The 23,754-nt window shown below is 60.5% G+C and carries 19 protein-coding genes; 15 read left to right on the forward strand and 4 right to left on the reverse strand.

The window, feature by feature from the left end; genetic code table 11:
• Positions 1–153: 153 nt before the first annotated feature.
• Positions 154–2,598: a penicillin-binding protein 1A gene (locus tag AC3WMV_RS04740; protein ID WP_373558105.1), complete on the reverse strand. Its 2,445-nt coding sequence runs from the start codon at positions 2,596–2,598 to the stop codon at positions 154–156.
• A 219-nt stretch (positions 2,599–2,817) separates the two neighbouring features.
• On the opposite strand from AC3WMV_RS04740, the gene AC3WMV_RS04745 reads away from it, so the two are divergent.
• From AC3WMV_RS04745 to AC3WMV_RS04800, 12 genes are all read left to right on the forward strand, one after another.
• Positions 2,818–3,882 carry a pilus assembly protein PilM gene (locus AC3WMV_RS04745; RefSeq protein WP_103368726.1) on the forward strand — a complete coding sequence of 355 codons (1,065 nt, stop codon included), beginning with the start codon at positions 2,818–2,820 and terminating at the stop codon, positions 3,880–3,882.
• On the forward strand, positions 3,882–4,448 hold the full coding sequence (locus AC3WMV_RS04750) for a PilN domain-containing protein (protein WP_103368725.1): 567 nt from the start codon (positions 3,882–3,884) through the stop codon (positions 4,446–4,448). Before AC3WMV_RS04745 ends, AC3WMV_RS04750 begins: the two co-directional genes overlap by 1 nt.
• The gene (gene pilO, locus AC3WMV_RS04755; RefSeq protein WP_027611313.1) at positions 4,445–5,068 is read left to right on the forward strand and encodes a type 4a pilus biogenesis protein PilO; all 624 of its coding nucleotides are present in this window, start codon (positions 4,445–4,447) and stop codon (positions 5,066–5,068) included. Before AC3WMV_RS04750 ends, pilO begins: the two co-directional genes overlap by 4 nt.
• Positions 5,065–5,592, forward strand: coding sequence for a pilus assembly protein PilP (locus AC3WMV_RS04760; RefSeq protein WP_027611314.1), 528 nt, complete (start codon positions 5,065–5,067; stop codon positions 5,590–5,592). Before pilO ends, AC3WMV_RS04760 begins: the two co-directional genes overlap by 4 nt.
• Before the next feature lie 13 nt (positions 5,593–5,605).
• Positions 5,606–7,678: a type IV pilus secretin PilQ gene (locus tag AC3WMV_RS04765; protein WP_103368724.1), complete on the forward strand. Its 2,073-nt coding sequence runs from the start codon at positions 5,606–5,608 to the stop codon at positions 7,676–7,678.
• Between the two features lie 4 nt (positions 7,679–7,682).
• Positions 7,683–8,201 (forward strand): shikimate kinase AroK, encoded by a 519-nt coding sequence (gene aroK, locus AC3WMV_RS04770; protein WP_027611316.1) that lies wholly within the window; start codon positions 7,683–7,685, stop codon positions 8,199–8,201.
• Positions 8,202–8,352: 151 nt separating this feature from the next.
• Complete coding sequence (aroB, locus tag AC3WMV_RS04775; RefSeq protein ID WP_103368723.1) at positions 8,353–9,453, forward strand: 3-dehydroquinate synthase; 1,101 nt, start codon at positions 8,353–8,355, stop codon at positions 9,451–9,453.
• 10 nt (positions 9,454–9,463) lie between these two features.
• Positions 9,464–11,053, forward strand: a complete 1,590-nt coding sequence (locus AC3WMV_RS04780) for an AAA family ATPase (protein WP_103368722.1) — start codon at positions 9,464–9,466, stop codon at positions 11,051–11,053.
• 350 nt (positions 11,054–11,403) lie between these two features.
• The gene (gene gltB / locus AC3WMV_RS04785) at positions 11,404–15,849 is read left to right on the forward strand and encodes a glutamate synthase large subunit (RefSeq protein ID WP_103368721.1); all 4,446 of its coding nucleotides are present in this window, start codon (positions 11,404–11,406) and stop codon (positions 15,847–15,849) included.
• 33 nt (positions 15,850–15,882) lie between these two features.
• Positions 15,883–17,301, forward strand: a complete 1,419-nt coding sequence (locus tag AC3WMV_RS04790; RefSeq protein WP_096794696.1) for an FAD-dependent oxidoreductase — start codon at positions 15,883–15,885, stop codon at positions 17,299–17,301.
• Between the two features lie 252 nt (positions 17,302–17,553).
• On the forward strand, positions 17,554–18,621 hold the full coding sequence (gene hemE / locus AC3WMV_RS04795; RefSeq protein ID WP_007952372.1) for a uroporphyrinogen decarboxylase: 1,068 nt from the start codon (positions 17,554–17,556) through the stop codon (positions 18,619–18,621).
• A gap of 188 nt (positions 18,622–18,809) precedes the next feature.
• Entirely contained in the window at positions 18,810–19,322 is a 513-nt protein-coding gene (locus tag AC3WMV_RS04800) for a cytochrome b (protein WP_027611321.1), read from the forward strand.
• Position 19,323: 1 nt separating this feature from the next.
• On the opposite strand, the gene AC3WMV_RS04805 is transcribed toward AC3WMV_RS04800, so the two are convergent.
• Complete coding sequence (locus tag AC3WMV_RS04805; RefSeq protein ID WP_103368720.1) at positions 19,324–20,601, reverse strand: MFS transporter; 1,278 nt, start codon at positions 20,599–20,601, stop codon at positions 19,324–19,326.
• A gap of 118 nt (positions 20,602–20,719) precedes the next feature.
• On the opposite strand from AC3WMV_RS04805, the gene AC3WMV_RS04810 reads away from it, so the two are divergent.
• Positions 20,720–21,622: a LysR family transcriptional regulator gene (locus AC3WMV_RS04810; protein ID WP_027611323.1), complete on the forward strand. Its 903-nt coding sequence runs from the start codon at positions 20,720–20,722 to the stop codon at positions 21,620–21,622.
• Positions 21,623–21,727: 105 nt separating this feature from the next.
• Here the strand turns inward: AC3WMV_RS04810 and AC3WMV_RS04815 are convergent, their stop codons facing one another.
• Entirely contained in the window at positions 21,728–22,165 is a 438-nt protein-coding gene (locus AC3WMV_RS04815; protein WP_027611324.1) for a hypothetical protein, read from the reverse strand.
• A gap of 117 nt (positions 22,166–22,282) precedes the next feature.
• Here AC3WMV_RS04815 and AC3WMV_RS04820 point away from each other — a divergent pair, with 117 nt between their 5' ends.
• Both AC3WMV_RS04820 and AC3WMV_RS04825 read left to right on the forward strand, forming a co-directional pair.
• A complete protein-coding gene (locus tag AC3WMV_RS04820; RefSeq protein WP_103368719.1) occupies positions 22,283–22,588 on the forward strand; it encodes a type II toxin-antitoxin system RelE/ParE family toxin in 306 nt (101 codons plus the stop codon).
• Positions 22,585–22,872 (forward strand): addiction module antidote protein, encoded by a 288-nt coding sequence (locus AC3WMV_RS04825; RefSeq protein WP_007943750.1) that lies wholly within the window; start codon positions 22,585–22,587, stop codon positions 22,870–22,872. Before AC3WMV_RS04820 ends, AC3WMV_RS04825 begins: the two co-directional genes overlap by 4 nt.
• A gap of 57 nt (positions 22,873–22,929) precedes the next feature.
• Here AC3WMV_RS04825 and AC3WMV_RS04830 read toward each other — a convergent pair whose 3' ends face one another.
• Positions 22,930–23,733 (reverse strand): hypothetical protein, encoded by an 804-nt coding sequence (locus tag AC3WMV_RS04830; protein ID WP_027611326.1) that lies wholly within the window; start codon positions 23,731–23,733, stop codon positions 22,930–22,932.
• Between the last annotated feature and the right edge of the window lie 21 nt (positions 23,734–23,754).

The following is a 23,754-nucleotide window of genomic DNA, read 5'->3' on the forward strand; positions in this document are numbered from 1 at the left end:
AGCAAGCCCGCTCCCACAGGTTTTGTGGCTACAACTCGCTCACTGTGGGAGCGGGCTTGCTCGCGAAGAGGCCGGCCCAGACAACATAAAATCACAGCCATAAAAAAAAGCCCCGCATTTCAATCGAAGGCGGGGCTTTTTGGGGCGCATTGATCAGAACAGATCGATCGGCGCCTGCTCATCCGCCGGCAGCGGACTGCCCGGTACGGCGCCGTTGCCCAGCTCATTCACCGAGGGCGGCGTGTCTTCGGACTTGAACAGCTCGAAGTAGGCGCCCGGCGTGCTCGGCGTTGCCGCACGACCGCTGACCGGATCCACCCGCAGGCTGAGAATGCCTTCCGGCTCAGGCTGTACGTGCGGCGGCTTGTCCTTGAGCGCGGCAGACATGTAGTTCATCCAGATCGGCAACGCCACGGTGCCACCAAACTCGCGGCGACCAAGGCTTTCCGGCTGGTCAAAGCCGGTCCACACGGTGGTCACGTAATCGGCGTTGTAACCGGAGAACCACGCATCCTTCGATTCGTTGGTGGTACCGGTCTTGCCGGCGATGTCGCTGCGACCCATGGCCAGTGCGCGACGACCGGTGCCGAGCTTGATCACGTCCTGCAGCATGCTGTTGAGGATGTACGTGGTACGTCCATCGACGATCCGCTCGGCCACGGCCGGCGCTTGTGGCGCAGTGGCAGCGCCCGGCGCTTCACCCGGAACCGGCGCGGCGTTGACGGTGATCGGCTGGGACTCCGGCGCGGCAAGGCCATCGGTCGCCGAGCCACCCTGTGGCACGGTCGGCGGGTTGGCGACGAACAGCGTGTCGCCGTTGCGGCTTTCGATCTTGTCGATGATGTACGGGGTGATCTTGTAACCGCCGTTGGCGAAGGTACTCCAGCCGGTAGCGATTTCCATCGGGGTCAGGGTCGCGGTGCCCAGTGCCAGCGACAGGTTCGGCGGCAGGTCCTGCTTGTTGAAGCCGAAACGGGTGATGTAGTCGATGGTCTTGCCCACACCCATCGCCTGCAGCAGGCGGATCGACACCAGGTTACGCGACTTGTACAGCGCTTCGCGCAGACGGATCGGGCCGAGGAAGGTGTTGGTGTCGTTCTTCGGCCGCCAGACCTTGTCCAGGTACTCGTCGACGAACACGATCGGCGCGTCGTTGACCAGCGTCGCGGCGGTATAACCGCTGTCCAGTGCAGCACTGTAGACGAACGGCTTGAAGCTCGAACCCGGCTGACGCTTGGCCTGCAGGGCGCGGTTGTAGTTGCTCTGCTCGAAGGCGAAACCGCCGACCAGCGAGCGAATCGCGCCGTTCTGCGGATCCAGCGACACCAGCGCGCCTTGCGCCTGCGGGATCTGGCTGAACTTCAGCGAATTGTTCGGCTGACGCTGCACGCGAATCAGGTCGCCGACCTGCGCCACATCCGACGGCTGACGCGGTGCGGCGCCCATGCTGTTGGTGTTGAGGAACGGCCGCGCCCATTTCATGGTGTCCCAGGCGACGTGCTCTTCGCCGGTACGGGTCAGCACCTGCAAGCCATTCTTGTCGACCTGGGTGACGATGGCCGGCTCCAGGCTGCTGATGGTGCGCTGCTTGGTCAGCTCGGTCGCCCACGCTTCGTGAGTCTTGCCCGGCAGGCGCGACTCGGGTCCGCGGTAGCCATGGCGCTGATCGTAGGTCATCAAGCCTTCGTGCAGCGCGGTGTTGGCCATTTCCTGCAGGTTGCTCGGCACCGTGGTGGTGACGCGGAAACCTTCGGTGTAAGCGTCGCTGCCATAGCGACCGACCATTTCGGCACGGGCCATTTCGGCGATGTACGGTGCGTTCACTTCCGGGGTCGGCACGTGATAGCTGGCGTTCAGCGGCTCGTTGATCGCGGCGGTGTAGTCAGCCTCGGAAATCTTCCCGAGCTTGTACATGCGTCCGAGAATCCAGTCGCGACGCTCCTTGCTGCGCGCCGGGTTGGCCAGCGGGTTGAAGCGCGACGGGGCTTTCGGCAGGCCGGCGATCATCGCCATCTGCGCCAGGCTGACGTCGCGGATCGACTTGCCGTAATACACCTGCGCCGCCGCCTCGATGCCGTAGGCGCGGTTACCCAGATAAATTTTGTTCACGTACAGCTCGAGGATCTCGTCCTTGGTCAGCTGCCGCTCGATCTGCAGGGCCAGAAGAATCTCGGTGGTTTTGCGCGAGAAGCTGCGTTCGCTGGTCAGGAAGAAGTTCTTCGCCACCTGCATGGTGATGGTGCTGCCGCCGGACTGAATGTGCCCGCTTTTGACCAGTTGGGTCGCGGCGCGCATCAGGCTGCTCGGATCGACGCCATAGTGGTTGGCGAAATTGTCGTCTTCAGCACTTAGTAACGCATTAATGAAATTGGGTGGAATGTCGGCGAAACGGATCGGAGTACGGCGCATTTCGCCAAATTCTGCGATCAACTTGTTGTCGCTGCTGTAGACCCGGAGCGGAATCTGCAACTGAATGCTTCTCAGCGCCTCCACAGACGGCAAACCCGGACTAAGGTAAAGAAACGCGCCGCTGAGACCTAAAAGCAGTCCGCAGAAAACGGCGACGATGGACCAACCGAAAAATTTCAGCAGACGAATCAAGGCTTTTGAACATCCAGGGCAAAGAATGAATTGGGCGACAGGGTTCCGGTAACACACAGAACAGCCTGGGCCGGCAGTAAAAAGCGGAAAAAAACGCTGGGCATTATAAGCACTTTTCTGCTGGGGGCGTCATTTGCGCTTCTGTCAAGACGGGGTGAAGGAACGCAATGCGTATTACAGAGTCCGTAACTCACGGAAAGTCATAGGGAATTGGTAGTGCTGGGACTCTTCAAGAAAAAGACCAATACGTTACTGGGGATCGACATCAGCTCCACTTCGGTGAAGCTGCTGGAGTTGAGCCGTCAGGGCGACCGCTACCGGGTCGAGGCCTACGCGGTAGAGCCGCTACCGCCCAACGCCGTGGTCGAAAAGAATATCGCCGAGCTCGAAGGCGTGGGCCACGCCTTGTCCCGGGTACTGGTCAAGGCACGCACCGGGCTCAAGAGCGTGGCGGTGGCGGTGGCCGGTTCTGCGGTGATCACCAAGATCATCGAGATGGACGCCGGGCTGACCGATGACGAGCTGGAAAACCAGCTGAAGATCGAAGCCGACCAATACATTCCCTATCCACTGGACGAAGTCGCCATCGATTTCGAAGTCCAGGGCGTGTCGCCGCGCAACCCGGAGCGGGTCAGCGTGCTGCTGGCCGCCTGTCGCAAGGAAAACGTCGAAGTCCGCGAAGCGGCGCTGGCGCTGGCCGGGCTGACCGCGCGCGTGGTCGATGTCGAGGCCTATGCACTGGAGCGCTCGTTCAGTCTGCTCGCTACTCAACTGGCAGCCTCGCAGGAACGCCTGACCGTGGCGGTGGTGGACATCGGCGCGACCATGACTACCCTCAGCGTCCTGCATAACGGCCGCATCATCTATACCCGCGAACAACTGTTCGGTGGCCGGCAACTGACCGAGGAAATCCAGCGCCGCTACGGCCTGACTGTCGAGCAGGCCGGGCTGGCGAAAAAGCAGGGCGGTCTGCCGGATGACTATGTCAGCGAGGTATTGCAGCCGTTCCGTGATGCTCTGGTGCAGCAGGTCTCGCGCTCGTTGCAGTTCTTCTTTGCCTCCGGGCAGTACAACGCGGTCGATCACATTCTGCTGGCCGGCGGCACCGCCTCGGTGCCGGGGCTGGATCGGCTGATCGAACAGCGTCTGGGCACCCCGACCCAGGTCGCCAACCCGTTTTCCGACATGGCCTTGAACAGCAAGGTCAACGCCGGGGCCCTGGCCAGTGACGCGCCGGCCCTGATGATTGCCTGCGGGCTCGCGCTCAGGAGTTTCGACTGATGGCGCGGATCAACCTTCTCCCCTGGCGTGAGGAACGTCGCGAAGAGCGGCGCAAACGCTTTCTGCTGATCCTGATCGGGGTGTTCGTCGGTTCGGTGGGCGCAGTGTTCATCGCCGATCAGATCTTCAGTACCGCCACCGAGCGGCAGGCAGCACGCAATGCCTACATCGGCAAACAAATCGCCGTGGTGGACGAGCGGATCAAGCAGATCAGCGAGCTAAAGGCACGGCGCCAGCAACTGGTCGAGCGCATGCGCATCATCCAGGACCTGCAGGGCAACCGGCAGATCAGCGGGCGGATTTTCGATCAGCTGGCGCGCACGCTGCCGGACGGGGTGTATTTCACCAGCGTGAAATTGCTCGGCAAGACGCTGTCGATCAGCGGCGCGGCGGAGTCGAACAACCGCGTTTCGGAGCTGATGCGCAATCTGGATGCTTCCGACTGGTTCGATGCGCCCAGCTTGAACGAGGTGAAGGCGACGACCGCCGGTCAGGTGGATCAGGCCAACGTCTTTCAGCTGACTGTGCGTCAGACCCAGCCAGCCGTGACGGAGGGCGAAAAATGAAGCCGTCCGAATGGCTGCAAAGTCTGCGCAACATCGACTTCAACGATCTGGATACCAGCAACATCGGCTCCTGGCCGGCCGCGGTGAAAACTATCGCGGGAGCATTGCTGGCGGTGCTGGTGTTGGCGCTTGGCTATAACTTTTTCATCAGCGACATGGAAAACCAGCTGGAAGCCAAGCGTCAGGAAGAGGACACCTTGAAGGAGCAGTTCGCCAGCAAGGCGCACATGGCCGCCAACCTGGAGCTGTACACCCAGCAGATGAAGGAGATGGAGAACTCCTTCGGCGTACTCCTGCGGCAGTTGCCCAGCGACACCGAAGTCCCGGGATTGCTCGAAGACATCACCCGCACCGGGCTGGGCAGTGGTCTCGAATTCGAAGAAATCAAGCTGCTGCCGGAAGTGACCCAGCCGTTCTACATCGAGTTGCCGATCCAGATTACTGTCACCGGGGCTTACCACGACCTCGCGACCTTCGTCAGTGGCGTCGCCGGGTTGCCACGGATCGTCACCTTGCACGATTTCGAACTGGCACCGGCCAATCCCGACGGCGGGACGAAGCTGCGCATGAGCATTCTCGCCAAGACCTACCGCTATAACGACAAGGGGTTGGACAAATGACCCCGATCCGTTATTTCGCCCTGTCGGTGCTGTTGCTGGGTCTTGGCGGATGCTTTGGTGGAGATGACTTCAGCGACCTCGATGCCTACATGAACGAAGTGCGTCTGCGCCCGGCCGGCCGGATCGAGCCGACGCCGACGTTTCATTCCTATCCTACTTTTACCTACAGCGCGGCCAACCTGCGTAGCCCGTTCTCGCGCCAGGTGCGCGTCGATCTGGCCGGGCAGCAGCGTGGCTCGCGCAACGTCAAACCCGACCCCAACCGGGTCAAGCAATACCTCGAAGGTTTCAACATCGAGCAGTTTGAAATGGTCGGCACGATCTCCAATGCCAGCGGCTCCTTCGCCTTGCTGCGCGGGGCGGGTGCAGTGCATCGGTTGAAAGTCGGCGACTACCTGGGGCGCAACGACGGGCGCATTGTCGCCATCAGCGCCACTCAGGTCGATGTGGTCGAGATCGTGCCCGACGGCGAAGGCGCCTGGCTGGAACGTCCGCGCACCATTCCTTTGAAAGAGCACTCATAGTGGAAGTCGAACAATGAACAGGATTTTCTCCACCCTCGGTTTTTCGCTATGGATAGCGCTGCTTTCACCGATGGTTCAGGCGGCCAGCCTCAAGACGCTGGATGTCGCGGCGTTGCCGGGTGACCGCATCGAGTTGAAGCTGTCGTTCGACAGCCCGCCACCGCAACCCAAGGGCTACACCACCGAATCGCCGGCGCGAATCGCCCTGGATCTGCCGGGTGTCGCCAGCCAACTGACGAGCAAGACCCGCGATCTGGGCAGCGGTAACGCGCGAACCGCCACAGTGGTGGAAGCCAACGACCGCACGCGCCTGATCATCAACCTGACGCAACTGACGCCCTACACCTCACGGGTCGAGGGCAACAATCTGTTCGTGGTGGTCGGGCAGGGCGCCAAGCCTGCTGCGCCACGGCCAGCCGTTGTTGCGCCACGACCGGTCGCGGCGCCGGCGAAGGCTTATACCCCCGTCGCCAAAACCATTCGTGGTGTCGACTTCCAGCGCGGCACTGCGGGGGAGGGCAATGTCGTCATCGACCTGTCGGACCCGACCATCGCCCCGGACATCCAGGAGCATGACGGCAAGATCATCCTCAGCTTTGCTCGCACGCAGTTGCCCGACAGGCTGCGGGTGCGCCTCGACGTCAAGGACTTCGCCACGCCGGTGCAGTTCGTCAACGCTGCCGCCACTGGTGATCGTGCGGTGATCACCGTCGAACCCAGCGGCACGTTCGACTATTCCACCTACCAGACCGACAACAAGCTGACCGTCAGCATTCGCCCGATGACGGTCGATGACCTGCAAAAGCGCAACGCTGACCGCAACAGCTACAGCGGTGAAAAGCTTTCGCTGAATTTCCAGGACATCGACGTGCGTTCGGTGCTGCAACTGATCGCCGACTTCACCAATCTCAATCTGGTGGCCAGCGATACGGTGCAGGGCGGGATCACTTTGCGTCTGCAGAACGTGCCATGGGATCAGGCGCTGGACCTGGTGCTGAAAACCAAGGGCCTGGACAAGCGCAAGATCGGCAACGTGTTGCTGGTGGCGCCGGCCGACGAAATCGCCGCCCGCGAACGCCAGGAACTGGAGTCGCAGAAACAGATCGCTGAATTGGCGCCGCTGCGCCGCGAACTGCTGCAAGTGAATTACGCCAAGGCCGCGGACATCGCCAAGCTGTTCCAGTCGGTGACCAGCGCCGAGGCGAAAATCGACGAGCGTGGCTCGATCACTGTCGATGAGCGCACCAACAACATCATTGCCTACCAGACCCAGGATCGCCTCGACGAACTGCGGCGGATCGTGGCGCAACTGGATATTCCGGTGCGTCAGGTGATGATCGAGGCTCGGATCGTCGAGGCCAACGTCGATTACGACAAGAGTCTGGGCGTGCGCTGGGGCGGTTCGATCCAGAACAAGGGCAACTGGAACACCTCGGGGGTCAGCAATGGCTCGTCGACCACCATCGGCACACCGGGCAGTACCAGTACCAACTCGCCGTTCGTCGACATGGGCACGGTCGGTAATACCTCGGGGATCGGCATCGCCTTCATTACCGACAATGTGCTGCTCGATCTTGAGCTGACCGCCATGGAGAAGACCGGCAACGGTGAGATCGTCTCGCAGCCCAAAGTGGTCACCTCCGACAAAGAGACGGCGAAGATCCTCAAGGGCACCGAGATTCCGTATCAGGAAGCCAGCTCCAGCGGTGCGACGTCGGTGTCTTTCAAGGAGGCTTCGCTGTCGCTGGAAGTGACGCCGCAGATCACCCCCGACAACCGCATCATCATGGAGGTCAAGGTCACCAAGGACGAACCGGACTACCTGAACAAAGTGCAGGATGTACCGCCGATCAAGAAGAACGAGGTCAACGCCAAGGTGCTGGTGAACGACGGCGAGACCATCGTGATTGGGGGCGTTTTCTCAAATACTCAAAGCAAGGTCGTAGATAAGGTGCCATTTCTTGGCGATGTGCCGTATCTTGGCCGCCTTTTCCGGCGTGATGTGGTTTCGGAGAAAAAATCCGAGCTGCTGGTATTTCTCACTCCGCGTATCATGAATAACCAGGCGATTGCTGTGAGTCGTTGATTCTGTGCGAAATTTGATTCTTGTAGGACCGATGGGCGCTGGAAAAAGCACCATCGGCCGGTTGCTGGCCAAAGAGCTGCGCCTGCCGTTCAAAGATTCCGACAAGGAAATTGAACTGCGCACGGGCGCCAATATCCCGTGGATCTTCGACAAGGAAGGCGAGCCCGGCTTTCGTGACCGTGAGCAGGCGATGATCGCCGAGCTGTGCGCGTTCGACGGCGTGGTGCTGGCGACCGGCGGCGGCGCGGTGATGCGTGATGCCAACCGCAAGGCCCTGCACGCGGGCGGACGGGTGGTGTATCTGCATGCCTCCGTCGAGCAGCAGGTCGGGCGTACGTCGCGCGATCGCAATCGTCCTTTGCTGCGCACCGCCGATCCGGCGAAAACCCTGCGAGACCTGCTCGAGATCCGCGATCCGCTTTATCGGGAGATCGCCGATCTGGTGGTGGAAACCGACGAACGGCCACCGCGCATGGTGGTGCTCGACATTCTCGACCGTCTGGCACAGCTGCCACCCCGTTAAAGCGCCGCCGGAAATGCGCTATCCTCGGCGTCCTGTCACAACCGCCGAGGTTGTGGCGGATGGCGTGCGAGCGGCGTCAGATTCGCTACAGGCCGCAGACAACCAATAATTCAGGGCAGGACGCCTGCTTCCATCTTCACTGTGGGGACACATGCAGACACTCAAGGTCGATCTAGGCGAGCGCAGCTACCCGATTCATATTGGCGAAGGTTTGTTGGATCAGCCCGAGTTGCTGGCGCCGCATATCCATGGGCGGCAAGTGGCGATCATCTCCAACGAGACCGTTGCGCCGCTCTATCTCGAACGTCTGACCCGCAGCCTTGCGCAGTTCTCGGTGATCTCGGTGGTGCTGCCGGACGGCGAAGCCTTCAAGAACTGGGAAACCCTGCAACTGATCTTCGACGGCCTGCTGACTGCCCGTCACGACCGCCGCACCACGATCATCGCCCTCGGCGGCGGTGTCATCGGTGACATGGCCGGTTTTGCCGCCGCCTGCTACCAGCGCGGTGTCGATTTCATCCAGATTCCTACCACGCTGCTGTCCCAGGTCGATTCGTCGGTGGGCGGCAAGACCGGTATCAACCATCTGCTGGGCAAGAACATGGTCGGCGCGTTCTATCAGCCGAACGTGGTGCTGATCGATACTGCATCGCTGAAAACCCTGCCGGAGCGTGAGCTGTCCGCTGGTCTGGCTGAAGTCATCAAGTACGGTCTGATCTGCGACGAGCCGTTCCTGACCTGGCTCGAAGACAACGTCGACGCTCTGCGCGCGCTGGACCAGAAGGCCCTGACCTACGCCATCGAGCGTTCCTGCGCGGCCAAGGCGGCAGTGGTCGGTGCCGATGAGAAGGAAACCGGCGTGCGCGCCACGCTCAATCTCGGCCACACCTTCGGCCACGCCATCGAGACCCACATGGGCTATGGTGTCTGGTTGCATGGTGAGGCGGTGGCCGCTGGCACCGTGATGGCGCTGGAAATGTCCGCGCGTCTGGGCTGGATCAGCGAGCAGGAACGTGATCGCGGCATTCGTCTGTTCCAGCGTGCCGGTCTGCCGGTGATTCCGCCGGAAGAAATGACCGAAGCCGATTTTCTCGAACATATGGCAATTGATAAAAAAGTGATCGACGGTCGTCTGCGCCTGGTGCTGCTGCGCCGGATGGGCGAAGCGGTGGTGACCGCCGATTATCCGAAAGAGGTTCTACAGGCCACGCTGGGAGCGGATTACCGCGCTCTGGCTCAGCTTAAAGGTTAATAAGATTCCGATGACTAGTTTGCATGCCGACGAGGCGTTCCTCGGCCATTTCCAGTTAAGTCACGACCCTTTCGCGCCGCGGGTGCCGGGCTTCAAATTCTTCCCGGCCCAGCGCAAACCGGTGCTGGGGCAATTGCACCACCTGGCGCGTTACAGCCAGTTGCTGCTGGTGGTCACCGGGCCGCAGGGCAGCGGCAAGACCTTGCTGCGTCAGGCGCTGGTGGCCAGCACCAACAAGCAATCGGTACAAAGCGTTGTCGTGTCGGCCCGTGGAGCTGGCGATGCCGCCGGCGTGCTGCGTCAGGTGGCTCAGGCACTGAACGTGGCTCAGGCCGAAGTTGGCGCGATTCTGGATCAGGTGGTGCAGCTCGCGCTTACCGGCCAGGAGGTCTATCTGCTGGTGGATGACGCCGAGCAGCTCGACGAATCCGCGCTCGAAGCGCTGATGGCGCTAGGGGCCGGTGCACCGGAAGGTCGCCCGCACGTGTTCCTGTTCGGTGAGTCGTCGCTGATCGCGCAACTGGAGGCCTTGCACCTCGAGGAAGAGCGCTTCCACGTCATCGAACTGCAGCCGTATACCGAAGAAGAGACCCGCGAATATCTCGACCAACGGCTCGAAGGTGCGGGCCGGGGTGTCGAACTTTTCACCGCGGATCAGATCTCTGAGATTCACGAAAGCGCCGAGGGTTGGCCTGGCAACATCAACCAGGTCGCTCGCGATGCACTGATCGAAGTCATGATTGCCAGCCGCTCTGCGGTCAAGCGTCCAAGTATGGGGTTCAACATGCCGAAGAAACACGTATTGGCGATATCCGCCGTCGTTGTGGTCGCGGTCGCCGCCGCCTGGCTGATGCCGGGTCGCAACAAGGCGCCAACCACTGGCGCACCCGCCAACGAACAGGCACAACTGCCATTGGGTCAGGGCGCCAAGGGTGGCGCACCGAACGTCGAGTTCGCCGGCAATACCCAGCCGATGCCGCTGCCGCTGGTCGGCAACTCGCAACCGGTGATGCGCGGCCCGTTGGCTGAAGCCGCAGGCGGCATCACTGAAGGTGACGACGGCGTGCCGGTCGAAGGCTCCAGCGCAACGCCGCCGACCGTCACGACTTCCGCACCACCGGCAGGTGTTCCGGCCGGCCCGGCTCCGACGCCAGTACCTGTTCCGGCGGCCAAGCCGACCCCGGCACCGACTCAGGTCGCCACCGCCAAGCCTGCTCCGGCAGCGCCAGCGGCCAAACCGGCTCCGGCTCCGGCCAAGCCTGTTGCGGCTGCCAAACCGGCAGAGAAGTCGGTTACCGTGGCCAAGGCTGCCGGTGGCAGCTGGTACGCCGGTCAGCCGACCAGCAATTACGTGGTGCAGATCCTCGGCACCAGCTCCGAAGCGACCGCGCAGAACTTCGTCAAGGAGCAGGGCGGCGAGTACCGTTATTTCAAGAAAGTCCTCAACGGCAAGCCTCTCTACGTGATCACCTACGGCAACTTCGCCAATCGTGATGCAGCCGTTTCTGCCATCAAGGCCTTGCCAGCGAAGGTTCAGGCTGGTAAACCTTGGCCTCGCACTGTCGCCAGCGTCCAACAGGAACTGGCAACAACTCGCTGAAGATTCGGCGGCCTTACCCAGGCCGCCTCTCCAAGCACCTCAAAATTTCTACGAGTGCGCGCCGTCTCTACAGACCGCGTGCCTTGTGGTGTCTGCGTCACAGTAGTCTTTGAGTCGTTGCAGTCAAAATTAAAAAAGTTTTGACTAGCACAGCAGATCGCTTTAAACCTTTCACAAATGCGACATGAATTTGCGACATTTCGTCGTCAAATTTGTGAGCCTCTGTGTCGCTGTGTACAATGACCACCCTTTTGCCCCCGCAAAGCCGGCGTACGTTCGGCGCGGCAAGCAAGTGGTTGAATTGAAAAGAAATTTGCCTCGTAAAGAGGCAGCCTGGTGAGAAAGTGTCTATGAAAGCAGGTCTGTACCAACCAGATGAATTCAAGGATAACTGCGGTTTCGGCCTGATAGCTCATATGCAGGGCGAGCCCAGTCATACCCTTTTGCAAACGGCCATCGAGGCCCTGACCTGCATGACCCACCGCGGTGGGATTAATGCCGACGGCAAGACCGGTGACGGTTGCGGTCTGCTGATTCAAAAGCCTGACGCGTTCCTGCGGGCGATGGCCCAGGAAAACTTCAGCGTCGAGCTGCCCAAGCAATATGCCGTGGGCATGGTCTTCTTCAACCAGGATCCGGCCAAGGCCGAAGCCGCTCGCGAGAACATGAACCGCGAGATCCTCGCTGAAGGCCTGCAACTGATCGGCTGGCGCAAAGTGCCGATCGACACCAGCGTCCTCGGCCGACTGGCCCTCGAGCGCCTGCCGCAGATCGAGCAGGTGTACATCGGCGGTGAAGGCCTGAGCGATCAGGACATGGCGGTCAAGCTGTTCAGCGCCCGTCGTCGCTCGTCGGTGGCCAACGCCGCCGACACCGACCACTACATCTGCAGCTTTTCGCACAAGACCATCATCTATAAAGGCCTGATGATGCCGGCCGACCTGGCTGCGTTCTATCCGGACCTGGGTGACCAGCGCCTGCAAACCGCGATCTGCGTGTTCCACCAGCGCTTCTCCACCAACACCTTGCCGAAATGGCCGCTGGCCCAGCCATTCCGCTTCCTCGCCCACAACGGTGAGATCAACACCATCACTGGTAACCGTAACTGGGCACAGGCCCGTCGGACCAAGTTCACCAACGATCTGATGGATCTGGAAGAGCTCGGCCCGCTGGTCAACCGTGTCGGTTCCGACTCCTCGAGCATGGACAACATGCTCGAACTGATGGTCACCGGTGGCATCGACCTGTTCCGTGGCGTGCGGATGATCATTCCGCCAGCGTGGCAGAACGTTGAAACCATGGACCCGGATCTGCGTGCGTTCTACGAGTACAACTCGATGCACATGGAACCGTGGGACGGCCCGGCCGGCGTGGTGATGACCGATGGTCGTTACGCGGTGTGCCTGCTCGATCGTAACGGTCTGCGCCCGGCGCGCTGGGTCACCACCACCAACGGTTTCATCACCGTTGCGTCGGAAATCGGCGTCTGGAACTACCAGCCGCAAGACGTGATCGCCAAGGGCCGTGTCGGCCCGGGGCAGATCCTCGCCGTGGACACCGAGACCGGGCAGATCCTCGACACCGACGCGATCGACAACCGTCTGAAGTCCCGTCATCCGTACAAGCAATGGTTGCGCAAGAATGCCCTGCGCATCCAGGCGACCATGGAAGACAACGACCACGGTTCGGCGTTCTACGATGTCGATCAGCTCAAGCAATACATGAAGATGTATCAGGTCACGTTTGAAGAGCGCGATCAGGTACTGCGTCCGCTTGGCGAACAAGGCTACGAAGCCGTTGGCTCGATGGGCGACGACACGCCAATGGCCGTGTTGTCGCAGCGTGTGCGCACGCCGTACGACTATTTCCGCCAGCAGTTTGCGCAGGTCACCAACCCGCCGATCGACCCGCTGCGTGAAGCGATCGTGATGTCGCTGGAGATCTGCCTCGGTGCCGAGCGCAACATCTTCCAGGAATCGCCGGAGCACGCCTCGCGCGTGATCCTCAGCTCGCCAGTGATCTCGCCGGCCAAGTGGCGCTCGCTGATGAACCTCGACCGCCCGGGTTTCGAGCGGCAGATCATCGACCTCAACTACGACGAAAGCGTCGGCCTCGAAGCGGCGATCCGCAATGTTGCCGATCAGGCTGAAGAAGCCGTGCGTGCCGGTCGTACCCAGATCGTTCTGAGCGACCGTCATATCGCCCCGGGCAAACTGCCGATCCACGCCTCCATGGCGACCGGCGCGGTGCACCATCGTCTGACCGAAAAAGGCCTGCGCTGCGATTCCAACATCCTCGTTGAAACCGCCACCGCGCGCGATCCACATCACTTTGCGGTGCTGATCGGTTTCGGCGCCTCGGCGGTCTATCCGTTCCTGGCCTACGAAGTGCTGGGCGACCTGATCCGTACCGGTGAGGTGCTGGGCGACCTCTATGAGGTGTTCAAGAACTACCGCAAAGGCATCACCAAAGGTCTGCTGAAGATCCTGTCGAAGATGGGCATCTCGACCATCGCCTCGTACCGTGGTGCGCAACTGTTCGAAGCCATCGGCCTGTCCGAAGAAGTTTGCGAACTGAGCTTCCGTGGCGTGCCGAGCCGCATCAAGGGTGCGCGTTTCGTCGACATCGAAGCCGAGCAGAAAGCCCTCGCTACCGAAGCCTGGAGTCCGCGCAAGCCGATCCAGCAGGGCGGTCTGCTGAAGTTCGTCCACGGCGGCGAATATCACGCTTACAACCCGGACGTGGTCAACACCCTGCAAGCCGCCGTGCAGCAGGGCGACTATGCCAAGTTCAAGGAATACACCTCGCTGGTGGATAACCGCCCGGTGTCGATGATCCGCGACCTGTTCAAGGTCAAGACCCTCGACAAGCCGCTGGACATCAGTGAAATCGAGCCGCTGGAATCGGTGCTCAAGCGCTTCGACTCCGCCGGCATCTCGCTGGGCGCCTTGTCGCCGGAAGCGCACGAAGCCCTGGCCGAAGCCATGAACCGCCTCGGTGCGCGTTCCAACTCCGGCGAAGGCGGCGAAGACCCAGCACGCTACGGCACCATCAAGAGCTCGAAAATCAAGCAGGTCGCGACCGGCCGTTTCGGCGTAACCCCGGAATACCTGGTCAACGCCGAAGTGCTGCAGATCAAGGTCGCCCAAGGCGCCAAGCCGGGCGAGGGCGGGCAACTGCCGGGCGGTAAGGTCAACGGGCTGATCGCCAAACTGCGTTATGCAGTGCCGGGCGTGACCCTGATTTCGCCACCGCCGCACCACGACATCTATTCGATCGAAGACTTGTCGCAACTGATCTTCGACCTGAAACAGGTCAACCCGAAGGCACTGGTCTCGGTGAAACTCGTGGCTGAAGCAGGCGTCGGCACTATCGCCGCCGGTGTGGCCAAGGCCTATGCGGACTTGATCACCATCTCCGGCTACGACGGTGGCACCGGTGCTTCGCCGCTGACCTCGATCAAATACGCCGGCGCTCCGTGGGAACTCGGCCTCGCTGAAACCCACCAGACCCTGCGCGGCAACGACCTGCGCGGCAAAGTCCGGGTGCAGACCGACGGCGGCTTGAAAACCGGCCTCGACGTGATCAAGGCGGCCATCCTCGGCGCAGAAAGCTTCGGCTTCGGTACCGCGCCGATGATCGCGCTGGGCTGCAAATACCTGCGCATCTGCCACCTGAACAACTGCGCCACCGGCGTTGCGACGCAGAACGAGAAGCTGCGCAAGGATCACTACATCGGTACCGTTGACATGGTGGTGAATTTCTTCACCTACGTCGCCGAAGAAACCCGTGAGTGGCTGGCCAAGCTCGGCGTGCGTTCCCTCGAAGAGCTGATCGGTCGTACCGATCTGCTGGAAATCCTCGAGGGCCAGACCGCCAAGCAGCACCATCTGGATCTGACCCCGCTGCTGGGCAGCGATCACATCCCGGCGGACAAACCGCAATTCTGCGGCGTTGAGCGCAACCCGCCGTTTGACCAGGGCCTGCTGGCCGAGAAAATGGTCGACATGGCGACGTCGGCGATCAACGACCTCAGCGGCGCCGAGTTCGAACTGGACATCTGCAACTGCGACCGTTCGATCGGTGCGCGGATCTCCGGCGAAATCGCACGCAAGCACGGCAATCAGGGCATGGCCAACGCGCCGATCACCTTCCGCTTCAAAGGCACGGCCGGTCAGAGCTTCGGCGTGTGGAACGCCGGCGGTCTGAACATGTACCTGGAGGGCGACGCCAACGACTACGTCGGCAAAGGCATGACTGGCGGCAAACTGGTCATCGTGCCGCCGAAGGGCAGCGTCTATCAGACTCAGAACAGCGCCATCATCGGCAACACCTGCCTGTACGGCGCCACCGGCGGCAAGTTGTTCGCCGCCGGCACCGCGGGCGAGCGTTTCGCCGTGCGTAACTCCGGTGCCCACACGGTCGTGGAAGGCACTGGCGATCACTGCTGCGAGTACATGACCGGTGGTTTCGTCTGCGTCCTGGGCAAGACCGGTTACAACTTCGGCTCTGGCATGACCGGTGGTTTCGCCTACGTGCTCGATCAGGACAACACCTTCGTTGACCGGGTCAACCACGAACTGGTGGAAATCCAGCGGATCAGCGGCGAGGCGATGGAAGCCTACCGCAGCCACCTGCAGAACGTGCTGAACGAGTACGTCAAGGAAACCGAGAGCGAGTGGGGTCGTGAACTCGCCGAGAACCTTGATGACTACCTGCGTCGTTTCTGGCTGGTCAAGCCTAAGGCTGCCAACCTGAAGTCGTTGCTTTCCAGCACTCGTGCCAACCCGCAGTGATATGCGCCTGAAGAGTTTGATGAGGTTTTAACAATGGCTGAACGTCTGAATAACGACTTCCAGTTCATCGATGTCGGGCGCAAGGATCCGAAGAAGAAACTGTTGCGTCAACGCAAGAAAGAGTTCGTCGAGATCTACGAACCGTTCAAACCCCAGCAGTCGGCCGATCAGGCCCACCGCTGCCTGGGTTGCGGCAACCCGTATTGCGAGTGGAAGTGCCCGGTGCACAACTTCATTCCCAACTGGCTGAAGCTGGTGGCCGAGGGCAACATCCTCCAGGCCGCCGAGCTGTCGCACCAGACCAACACCCTGCCGGAAGTCTGTGGCCGGGTGTGCCCGCAGGATCGGCTGTGCGAGGGTGCCTGCACCCTCAACGACGGTTTCGGTGCGGTGACCATCGGTTCGGTCGAGAAGTACATCACCGACACCGCATTCGCCATGGGCTGGCGCCCGGACATGTCCAAGGTCAAACCGACCGGCAAACGTGTCGCGATCATCGGTGCGGGCCCGGCGGGTCTGGGCTGTGCCGACGTGCTGGTACGTGGCGGCGTGACCCCGGTGGTGTTCGACAAGAACCCGGAAATCGGCGGTCTGCTGACCTTCGGCATTCCCGAGTTCAAGCTTGAGAAGACCGTGCTGAGCAATCGTCGCGAAGTCTTCACCGGCATGGGCATCGAGTTCCGCCTCAACACTGAGATCGGCAAGGACGTGACCATGGAGCAACTGCTCGCCGAATACGATGCGGTATTCATGGGCATGGGCACCTACACCTACATGAAGGGCGGTTTTGCCGGTGAGGATCTGCCGGGCGTCTACGACGCGCTGGACTTCCTGATTGCCAACGTCAACCGCAACCTGGGCTTTGAAAAGTCGCCGGAAGATTTCGTCGACATGAAAGGCAAGAAGGTCGTGGTACTCGGCGGCGGCGACACGGCGATGGACTGCAACCGCACCTCGATTCGTCAGGGCGCCAAGTCGGTGACCTGCGCCTATCGTCGTGACGAAGCGAACATGCCCGGCTCGCGCAAAGAGGTGAAGAACGCCAAGGAAGAAGGCGTGAAATTCCTCTACAACCGCCAGCCGATCGCGATCGTCGGTGAAGACAAGGTCGAAGGCGTGAAGGTGGTCGAGACCCGTCTCGGCGAACCGGATGCCCGTGGCCGTCGCAGCCCCGAGCCGATCCCGGGCTCCGAAGAGATCATCCCGGCCGACGCCGTGGTCATTGCGTTCGGTTTCCGTCCAAGCCCGGCACCGTGGTTCGAACAGTTCGAAATCCAGACCGACAGCCAGGGCCGCGTCGTCGCGCCTGAGCAAGGTCAGTACAAGCACCAGACCAGCAACCCGAAAATCTTCGCCGGTGGCGACATGGTGCGCGGTTCCGACCTGGTGGTAACGGCAATCTTCGAAGGCCGCAATGCGGCTGAAGGGATCCTCGATTACCTGGGTGTCTAACCTCGGATCCTGAACCAAACGCAATAACCCTGTGGGAGCGAGCCTGCTCGCGAAAGCGGTCTGTCAGCCAATTTCACTGTTGGATGTACCGGCCTATTCGCGAGCAGGCTCGCTCCCACAGTTGTTTCTCGGTGTTGCAAAATCAGTATTCCAACGCAATAAATTGACCCGATAGACAAAAGGCTGACCTGCATCCGTGCCTTTTGCGTCGCGCTCTGAGAAAATGCCCGCACTTTTTTTCCGGATGCCGACATGACTGCCCTGAAGAACGACCGTTTCCTCCGCGCCCTGCTCAAGCAACCTGTAGACGTCACCCCGGTGTGGATGATGCGCCAGGCCGGCCGCTACCTGCCTGAATACCGCGCCAGCCGTGCCCAGGCCGGTGATTTCATGAGCCTGTGCATGAATCCGGAATTCGCTTGCGAAGTTACGTTGCAACCGCTCGACCGCTACCCGCAACTGGACGCGGCGATCCTGTTTTCCGACATCCTCACCATCCCCGATGCCATGGGCCAGGGCCTGTACTTCGAGACCGGTGAAGGTCCGCGCTTCAAGAAAGTCGTCAGCACCCTGGCCGACATCGAAGCGTTGCCGATCCCTGATCCACACAAAGACCTCGGCTACGTGATGGACGCGGTCAGCACCATCCGCCGCGAGCTGAACGGCCGTGTGCCGCTGATCGGCTTCTCCGGCAGCCCGTGGACCCTCGCCACTTACATGGTTGAAGGCGGCTCGTCGAAAGACTTCCGCAAGACCAAGGCGATGCTCTACGACAACCCGCAAGCCATGCACCTGCTGCTGGACAAACTGGCGCAGTCGGTGACCTCGTACCTCAACGGCCAGATCCAGGCCGGCGCGCAAGCGGTGCAGATCTTCGATACCTGGGGCGGCAACCTGTCGGCGGCGGCGTACCAGGAGTTCTCCCTGGCCTACATGAAGAAAATCGTCAGCGGCCTGATCCGCGAGCACGACGGTCGCAAGGTGCCGGTGATCCTCTTCACCAAGAACGGCGGCCTGTGGCTGGAAAGTATCGCCGACGCTGGCGCCGACGCACTGGGCCTGGACTGGACCTGCGACATCGGCAACGCCCGCGCCCGCGTCGGCGACAAGGTCGCGCTGCAAGGCAACATGGACCCAACCGTGCTCTACGCCAAACCGGAAGCGATCCGCACTGAAGTCGGGCGCATTCTGGCCAGCTACGGCAAGGGCAGCGGCCACGTGTTCAACCTCGGCCACGGCATCACCCCTGAGGTCGATCCGGAGCACGCCGGTGCGTTCCTGCGTGCGGTGCACGAGTTGTCGGCGCAGTATCACGAGTAAGATTTTGACACGACCGCCCGAATGCAATGTTCGGGCGGTAATTGATTTTTGTATGTTTAAGTTGAAAGTTCAATAAACCTTGTTCGTAAAGATTGTTTACTTTGTGCAGTTTCTGTTAATGGTTTTCTCGTTGACGTTGATAATTCAGAGCTTTGTAATGGCGCCACTTGTTTATCAGGATGGTTGCAATGAAAAGGGTTGGATATTCGCGTCTCCAGATTGCTTTGCACTGGATATCTGCGGCAGTAATTTTATGGGCTCTGTTGTCTGGCTTCTATGTGTCAGTCATTAAAGTTGCAGCGGAAACAAAATCGATAGTCGGATTTATAAATGTTTCGGTGACGGCTTTATTTATTCCGATATTTATACTGAGATTGTATGTTTCTGTCAGAGGCTCTCACACCACTTGCGAGGTGGACAGGACCTTTGTGGAGCGTCTGGCGAGTTGGATGCATAAGTCTATTTATCTGATGACGGCGGTTGTCTTGCTCACAGGAATATTAATGATGGATCGACCGATCAATATATTTGATCTGGTTCTTATTCCGGCGCCGCTGAACGATCTACAGTGGATTGATCGGTTCTTCGTCATCCATGTTTGGGCGTGCGTGATGTTACTGGTTCAAGTAGCGCTACACATCGCAGCCGTTATCAAACACGAAATGTGTGGGCGCCGAATCCTGAAAAAAATGGTGTTCTGACTCAAGCGGGAGCGCTGCCACCGAGGGGCGGCAACTTCGCCAGTTTCAACGCCACCAACAGCGCGATCATCAGCAGGGCGCCAATAAACAGGCCGATGCCATTCCACCCGCCGAGATGCCAGAACACCCCGCCAGCCGTGCCGGCAATACTCGACCCGGCGTAATAGCTGAACAAATACAACGACGACGCCTGGCCCTTGGCCTTGGTCGCACGCCGGCCGATCCAGCTGCTCGCCACCGAGTGCGCGCCGAAGAAGCCGAAGGTGAAGATCAGCATGCCGACGATCACCAGCAACAGCGGTGTGAACATAGTCAGTGCAAGGCCGGCGAACATCAGTGCGATGGTTGCCCACAGCACTTTGCGCCGCCCCAGTTTGTCCGCCAGTGAACCGATCTTCGCCGAGCTGTAGATGCCCGACAGGTACACCAGCGACAGCAAACCGACGAACACCTGATCGAGGTTGTACGGCGCGGCCAGCAGGCGATAGCCGATGTAGTTGAACAGGGTGACGAAAGCGCCCATCAGCACGAACGCTTCAAGAAACAGCAGCGGCAGGCCGGCGTCGCGAAAGTGCATGGTGAAGCCATCAAGCAGGCTGCGTGGATGCAGCGAGCGCGAGCGGAAGTTGCGCGATTCGGGAAGGATCTTCCAGAACACCGCCGCTGCGACCAATGCCAAACCGCCGATCACCAGCATCGCCGTGTGCCAGCTGACAAAGTCGATCAGCACCCCGGTGATCAACCGCCCGCTCATCCCGCCAATTGCGTTGCCGCCGATGTACAGGCCCATCGCCAGACCGATGTGCTGCGGATGGATTTCCTCGCTCAGATACGTCATCGCCACCGCCGCCAGACCACTCAACGACAGCCCGATCAGCGCGCGCATGATCAGCACACCGTGCCAGCTCGGCATCATCGAGCTGGCGATGGTGCACAACGCGGCGGCGAACAGTGCCGCGACCATCACCGGTTTGCGTCCGACCCGGTCGGAGATCGGCCCGGTGATCAACAGCCCGACGGCCAGCATGCCGGTCGCCACCGACAGAATCAGGCTGCTCTGCGCGGCGTTGATCGAATACTCGTGAGACAGCAGCGGCATCATTGGCTGCACGCAATACAGCAAAGCGAAGGTCGCGAAGCCACCGCTGAACAGCGCGAGCACCGTGCGCATGAACATCGGCGTGCCTTTTTCGATGTAGATCTCCTGCAGCTCGGCGATGACATCGTCCGTCGCGGCAGGCGGAACTTCATGGGCAAGAGGGGCGGCGGCGGTTTTCACATCAGACCTCGGAGGGCACGGCCAGGCAGGCAATGAAAAAATCATATAGCTGGCTAATGTTTCTATCCAATATATTGTTCGACCTGTTTGATAGCTTTAACGACCTAATGGGGTTTCCATGGAATTGCGTCATCTGCGCTACTTCATCGCCGTCGCCGAAGAACTGCATTTCGGCCGCGCTGCACAGGTACTGGGGATCTCTCAGCCACCGTTGAGTCAGCAGATTCAGGCGTTGGAGCAAGAGGTCGGCGCGCGGTTGTTCGAGCGCACCAATCGTCGGGTCGAACTGAGTGAGGCCGGCCGATTGTTTCTGCAGGAGGCGCGGCTGGTGCTGGCGCAGGTCGACAAAGCCGCGGATGTCGCCCGGCGTGCGCAACTCGGCGAGCTCGGCGAATTGAAGATTGGCTTCACCTCGTCGGCGCCGTTCAACTCGACCATTCCCCAGGCGATTTTTTCTTTTCGCCAGCGTTTCCCGGCAGTGCACCTGAACCTGCGGGAGATGAGCAGCACCATGGTCGCGGATGCGCTGGTGGATGAGTCGATCGAAGTCGGGATCATGCGCCCGCTGGGCCTGCCGGATTCGCTCAGTGTGGTGGAGCTGATGCGTGAGCCGCTGGTGGCGGTGCTCGGCTCCAAACATCCGTTGGCGCAGGGCAGCGAGGAAGGCTTGTTCCTCTCGGCGCTGGCGCTGGAGCCGTTCGTGTTCTTTCCACGCAGCTACGGCAGCGGGCTGTATGCGCAACTGCTCAGTCTGGCCCGCGATGCCGGATTCAGCCCGCACTTCGCCCAGGAGGCCGGTGAGGCGATGACCATCATCGGACTGGTCGCAGCGGGGCTGGGGGTTTCGGTGTTGCCGGCGTCGTATCAGCGGATGCGCATTGACGGTGTGGTCTATCGACCACTGCTTGATCCGGAGGCGGTGTCGGCGGTGTGGCTGGTGCAGCGCAAGGATCAGAAATCGCCGATGGCCAAGGCGTTCGTCGAGCTGCTGACGCGCAAGGTTGAGCCTTCAAAAGCTTGATTGCTGCGCAATCAAATCGCGAGCAGGCTCGCTCCCACAGGGGAACGCATTCCAAGGTGGGAGCGAGCCTGCTCGCGAAGGCGTCAACTCAAACACCAACGCCCCTCAGGGCAACCGCACCAGATCCCCCTTCAACGCCACCCGTGTCACAAACACTCCCGCACGGCACTCATAGGTATTCAAATCCTTGCGCACATGCTGGTCGTAATAACTGACGATATTGACCACCGCATTCGCCCCGACCCGTTTGGCATCGGCCTGCAACTTGATCAGGTTCGACTGCAGCACCCACTCGCAGGAGTCGTGATCGCTCTTGTTGAAACCGTTGGTGCGCAAATCACTGACCACATCCCGGCGTAACAACTGCTGCGTGCCCTGCGGCCCGTTGCCGATCAGATAGAACTTCACACTGCCATCCAGCCGCCCGGCGCGGATCGCATCCGAGAGCACGGTTTCGAACGGCATGTACATCAGGTTGGTGGCGTGGCTGGCGATGGGCAATAGCCCGAGGAGTGCGGCGGCGATCAGGGCTTTCACTTGCATGGTCATCTCCTTGACTTTGCGAGTCAGCATTCAACGATTTAACGAGTGTAGACACCGTACGTCGGTGCAGAAAAAACCATCTGGAACATGTGTAGCTCAAGGGCTACACTTCCGAGCATGCCCGAGATTATTCGAAGTTCAACATTCTCCAGCTGGCTTTTGAAGCTGGCTGACAGCCGCGCCAGGATGCGTATTCAGGCGCGCATTGATCGTATGGCCGATGGGAATTTTGGTGATGTCAAAGTCGTCGGTGAGGGGCTCAGCGAAGTCAGAATTGACTATGGCCCCGGATATCGAGTCTATTTCATGCAACAAGGTCGGCAAGTGGTCATCCTCCTTTGTGGTGGAGACAAGAGCAGCCAACCCCGAGATATCAAGCAAGCCAAGCTCATCGCGGAGTCTTGGCAGGAGCAAAACCCATGACCGAACAATTCACTCGTTGGGACTCAGCCGAGTACCTCAAGACAGAAGAGGACATGGCCAATTATCTGGATGCCTGCATGGAGGAGGCTGGAGATGATCCTGCCTTTATCGCCAAGGCACTGGGCACCATTGCGAGAGCGCGAGGCATGACCCAAGTCGCACGTGACGCCGGGCTGTCTCGAGAAAGTCTCTACCGTGCACTGTCAGGTGAAGGAAATCCTGAGTTTGGAACGATTCTGAAAGTGGTAAAGGCGTTGGGCTTGAAGTTACATGCCAGCACTTGAGCTGAACAGAATAGCAAAGGGCGCCGCAAGGCGCCCTTTGTCGTTTCTACAGTTCAATCAATCAACGTGCGCCAAATCCCCACGCAACGCCACGCTCGACACCACCAGGCCGGCGCGGCACTGGAATTTCTCGGTGTCTTTGTACAGGTCGCGCTGGTCGACGCTGGCGATGTTGATCACGGCGTTGGCGTCGGCTTTTTTCGCGGCGTTCTGCAGGGTGGCGAGGGCCGACTGCAGCGCCCAGAAGCAGGCGTCGGCGTCGGATTTGTTCGAGCCGTTGGTTTTGCGGCTGCTGCTGACGGTGTCGAGTTTGCGCACCTGTTTTGGCAGGGTTTCGCCGGCCAGGTAGAACTTCACGCTGCCGTCGAGCAGGCCGGCGTCGGTGGCGCGTTTGACGCCCTCGCGAAAGCTCAGGTAGGTCGGTTCGTCGGCGCCTTGCTTGACGATGCCCAAGTCGTTGACGAACTCGATGTCCGGGTTGATCGACAGTTCCTTGAGCACGTTGTCGCGCAGGCGGTTGACCCAGCGATTGTAGTTGCCGTGGATCTTGCCGTCCTTGGCGTCGAGGCCGTAGCTGCTGCGGTAGTCGATTTCAAACGAGGTCGGGCTGAACGGGATGTCGACTTCGGCGTGGTGACGGCCGCGTACGGTAATCGCCGCTTTGATCATGCCCGGGCGCACCGACTGCACCACCCACTGGCGATCATTGAGTGCGGTGACGATGGCGCGGCTCATCTGTTGCTGGGTGAAGCCGAGGTTGGGCGAGAACTCTTCCTTGGCGTTGTAAACCGGTTTGCTGGTGCAACCGCCGAGCACAAAGGCCAGGGCCAGCAGGGCGGCGATGCGGTGAAACTGAGTCATTCCCTTCACTCCAAACGTGTT

The sequence above is a fragment of the Pseudomonas sp. FW305-3-2-15-E-TSA4 genome (genome assembly GCF_058787295.1).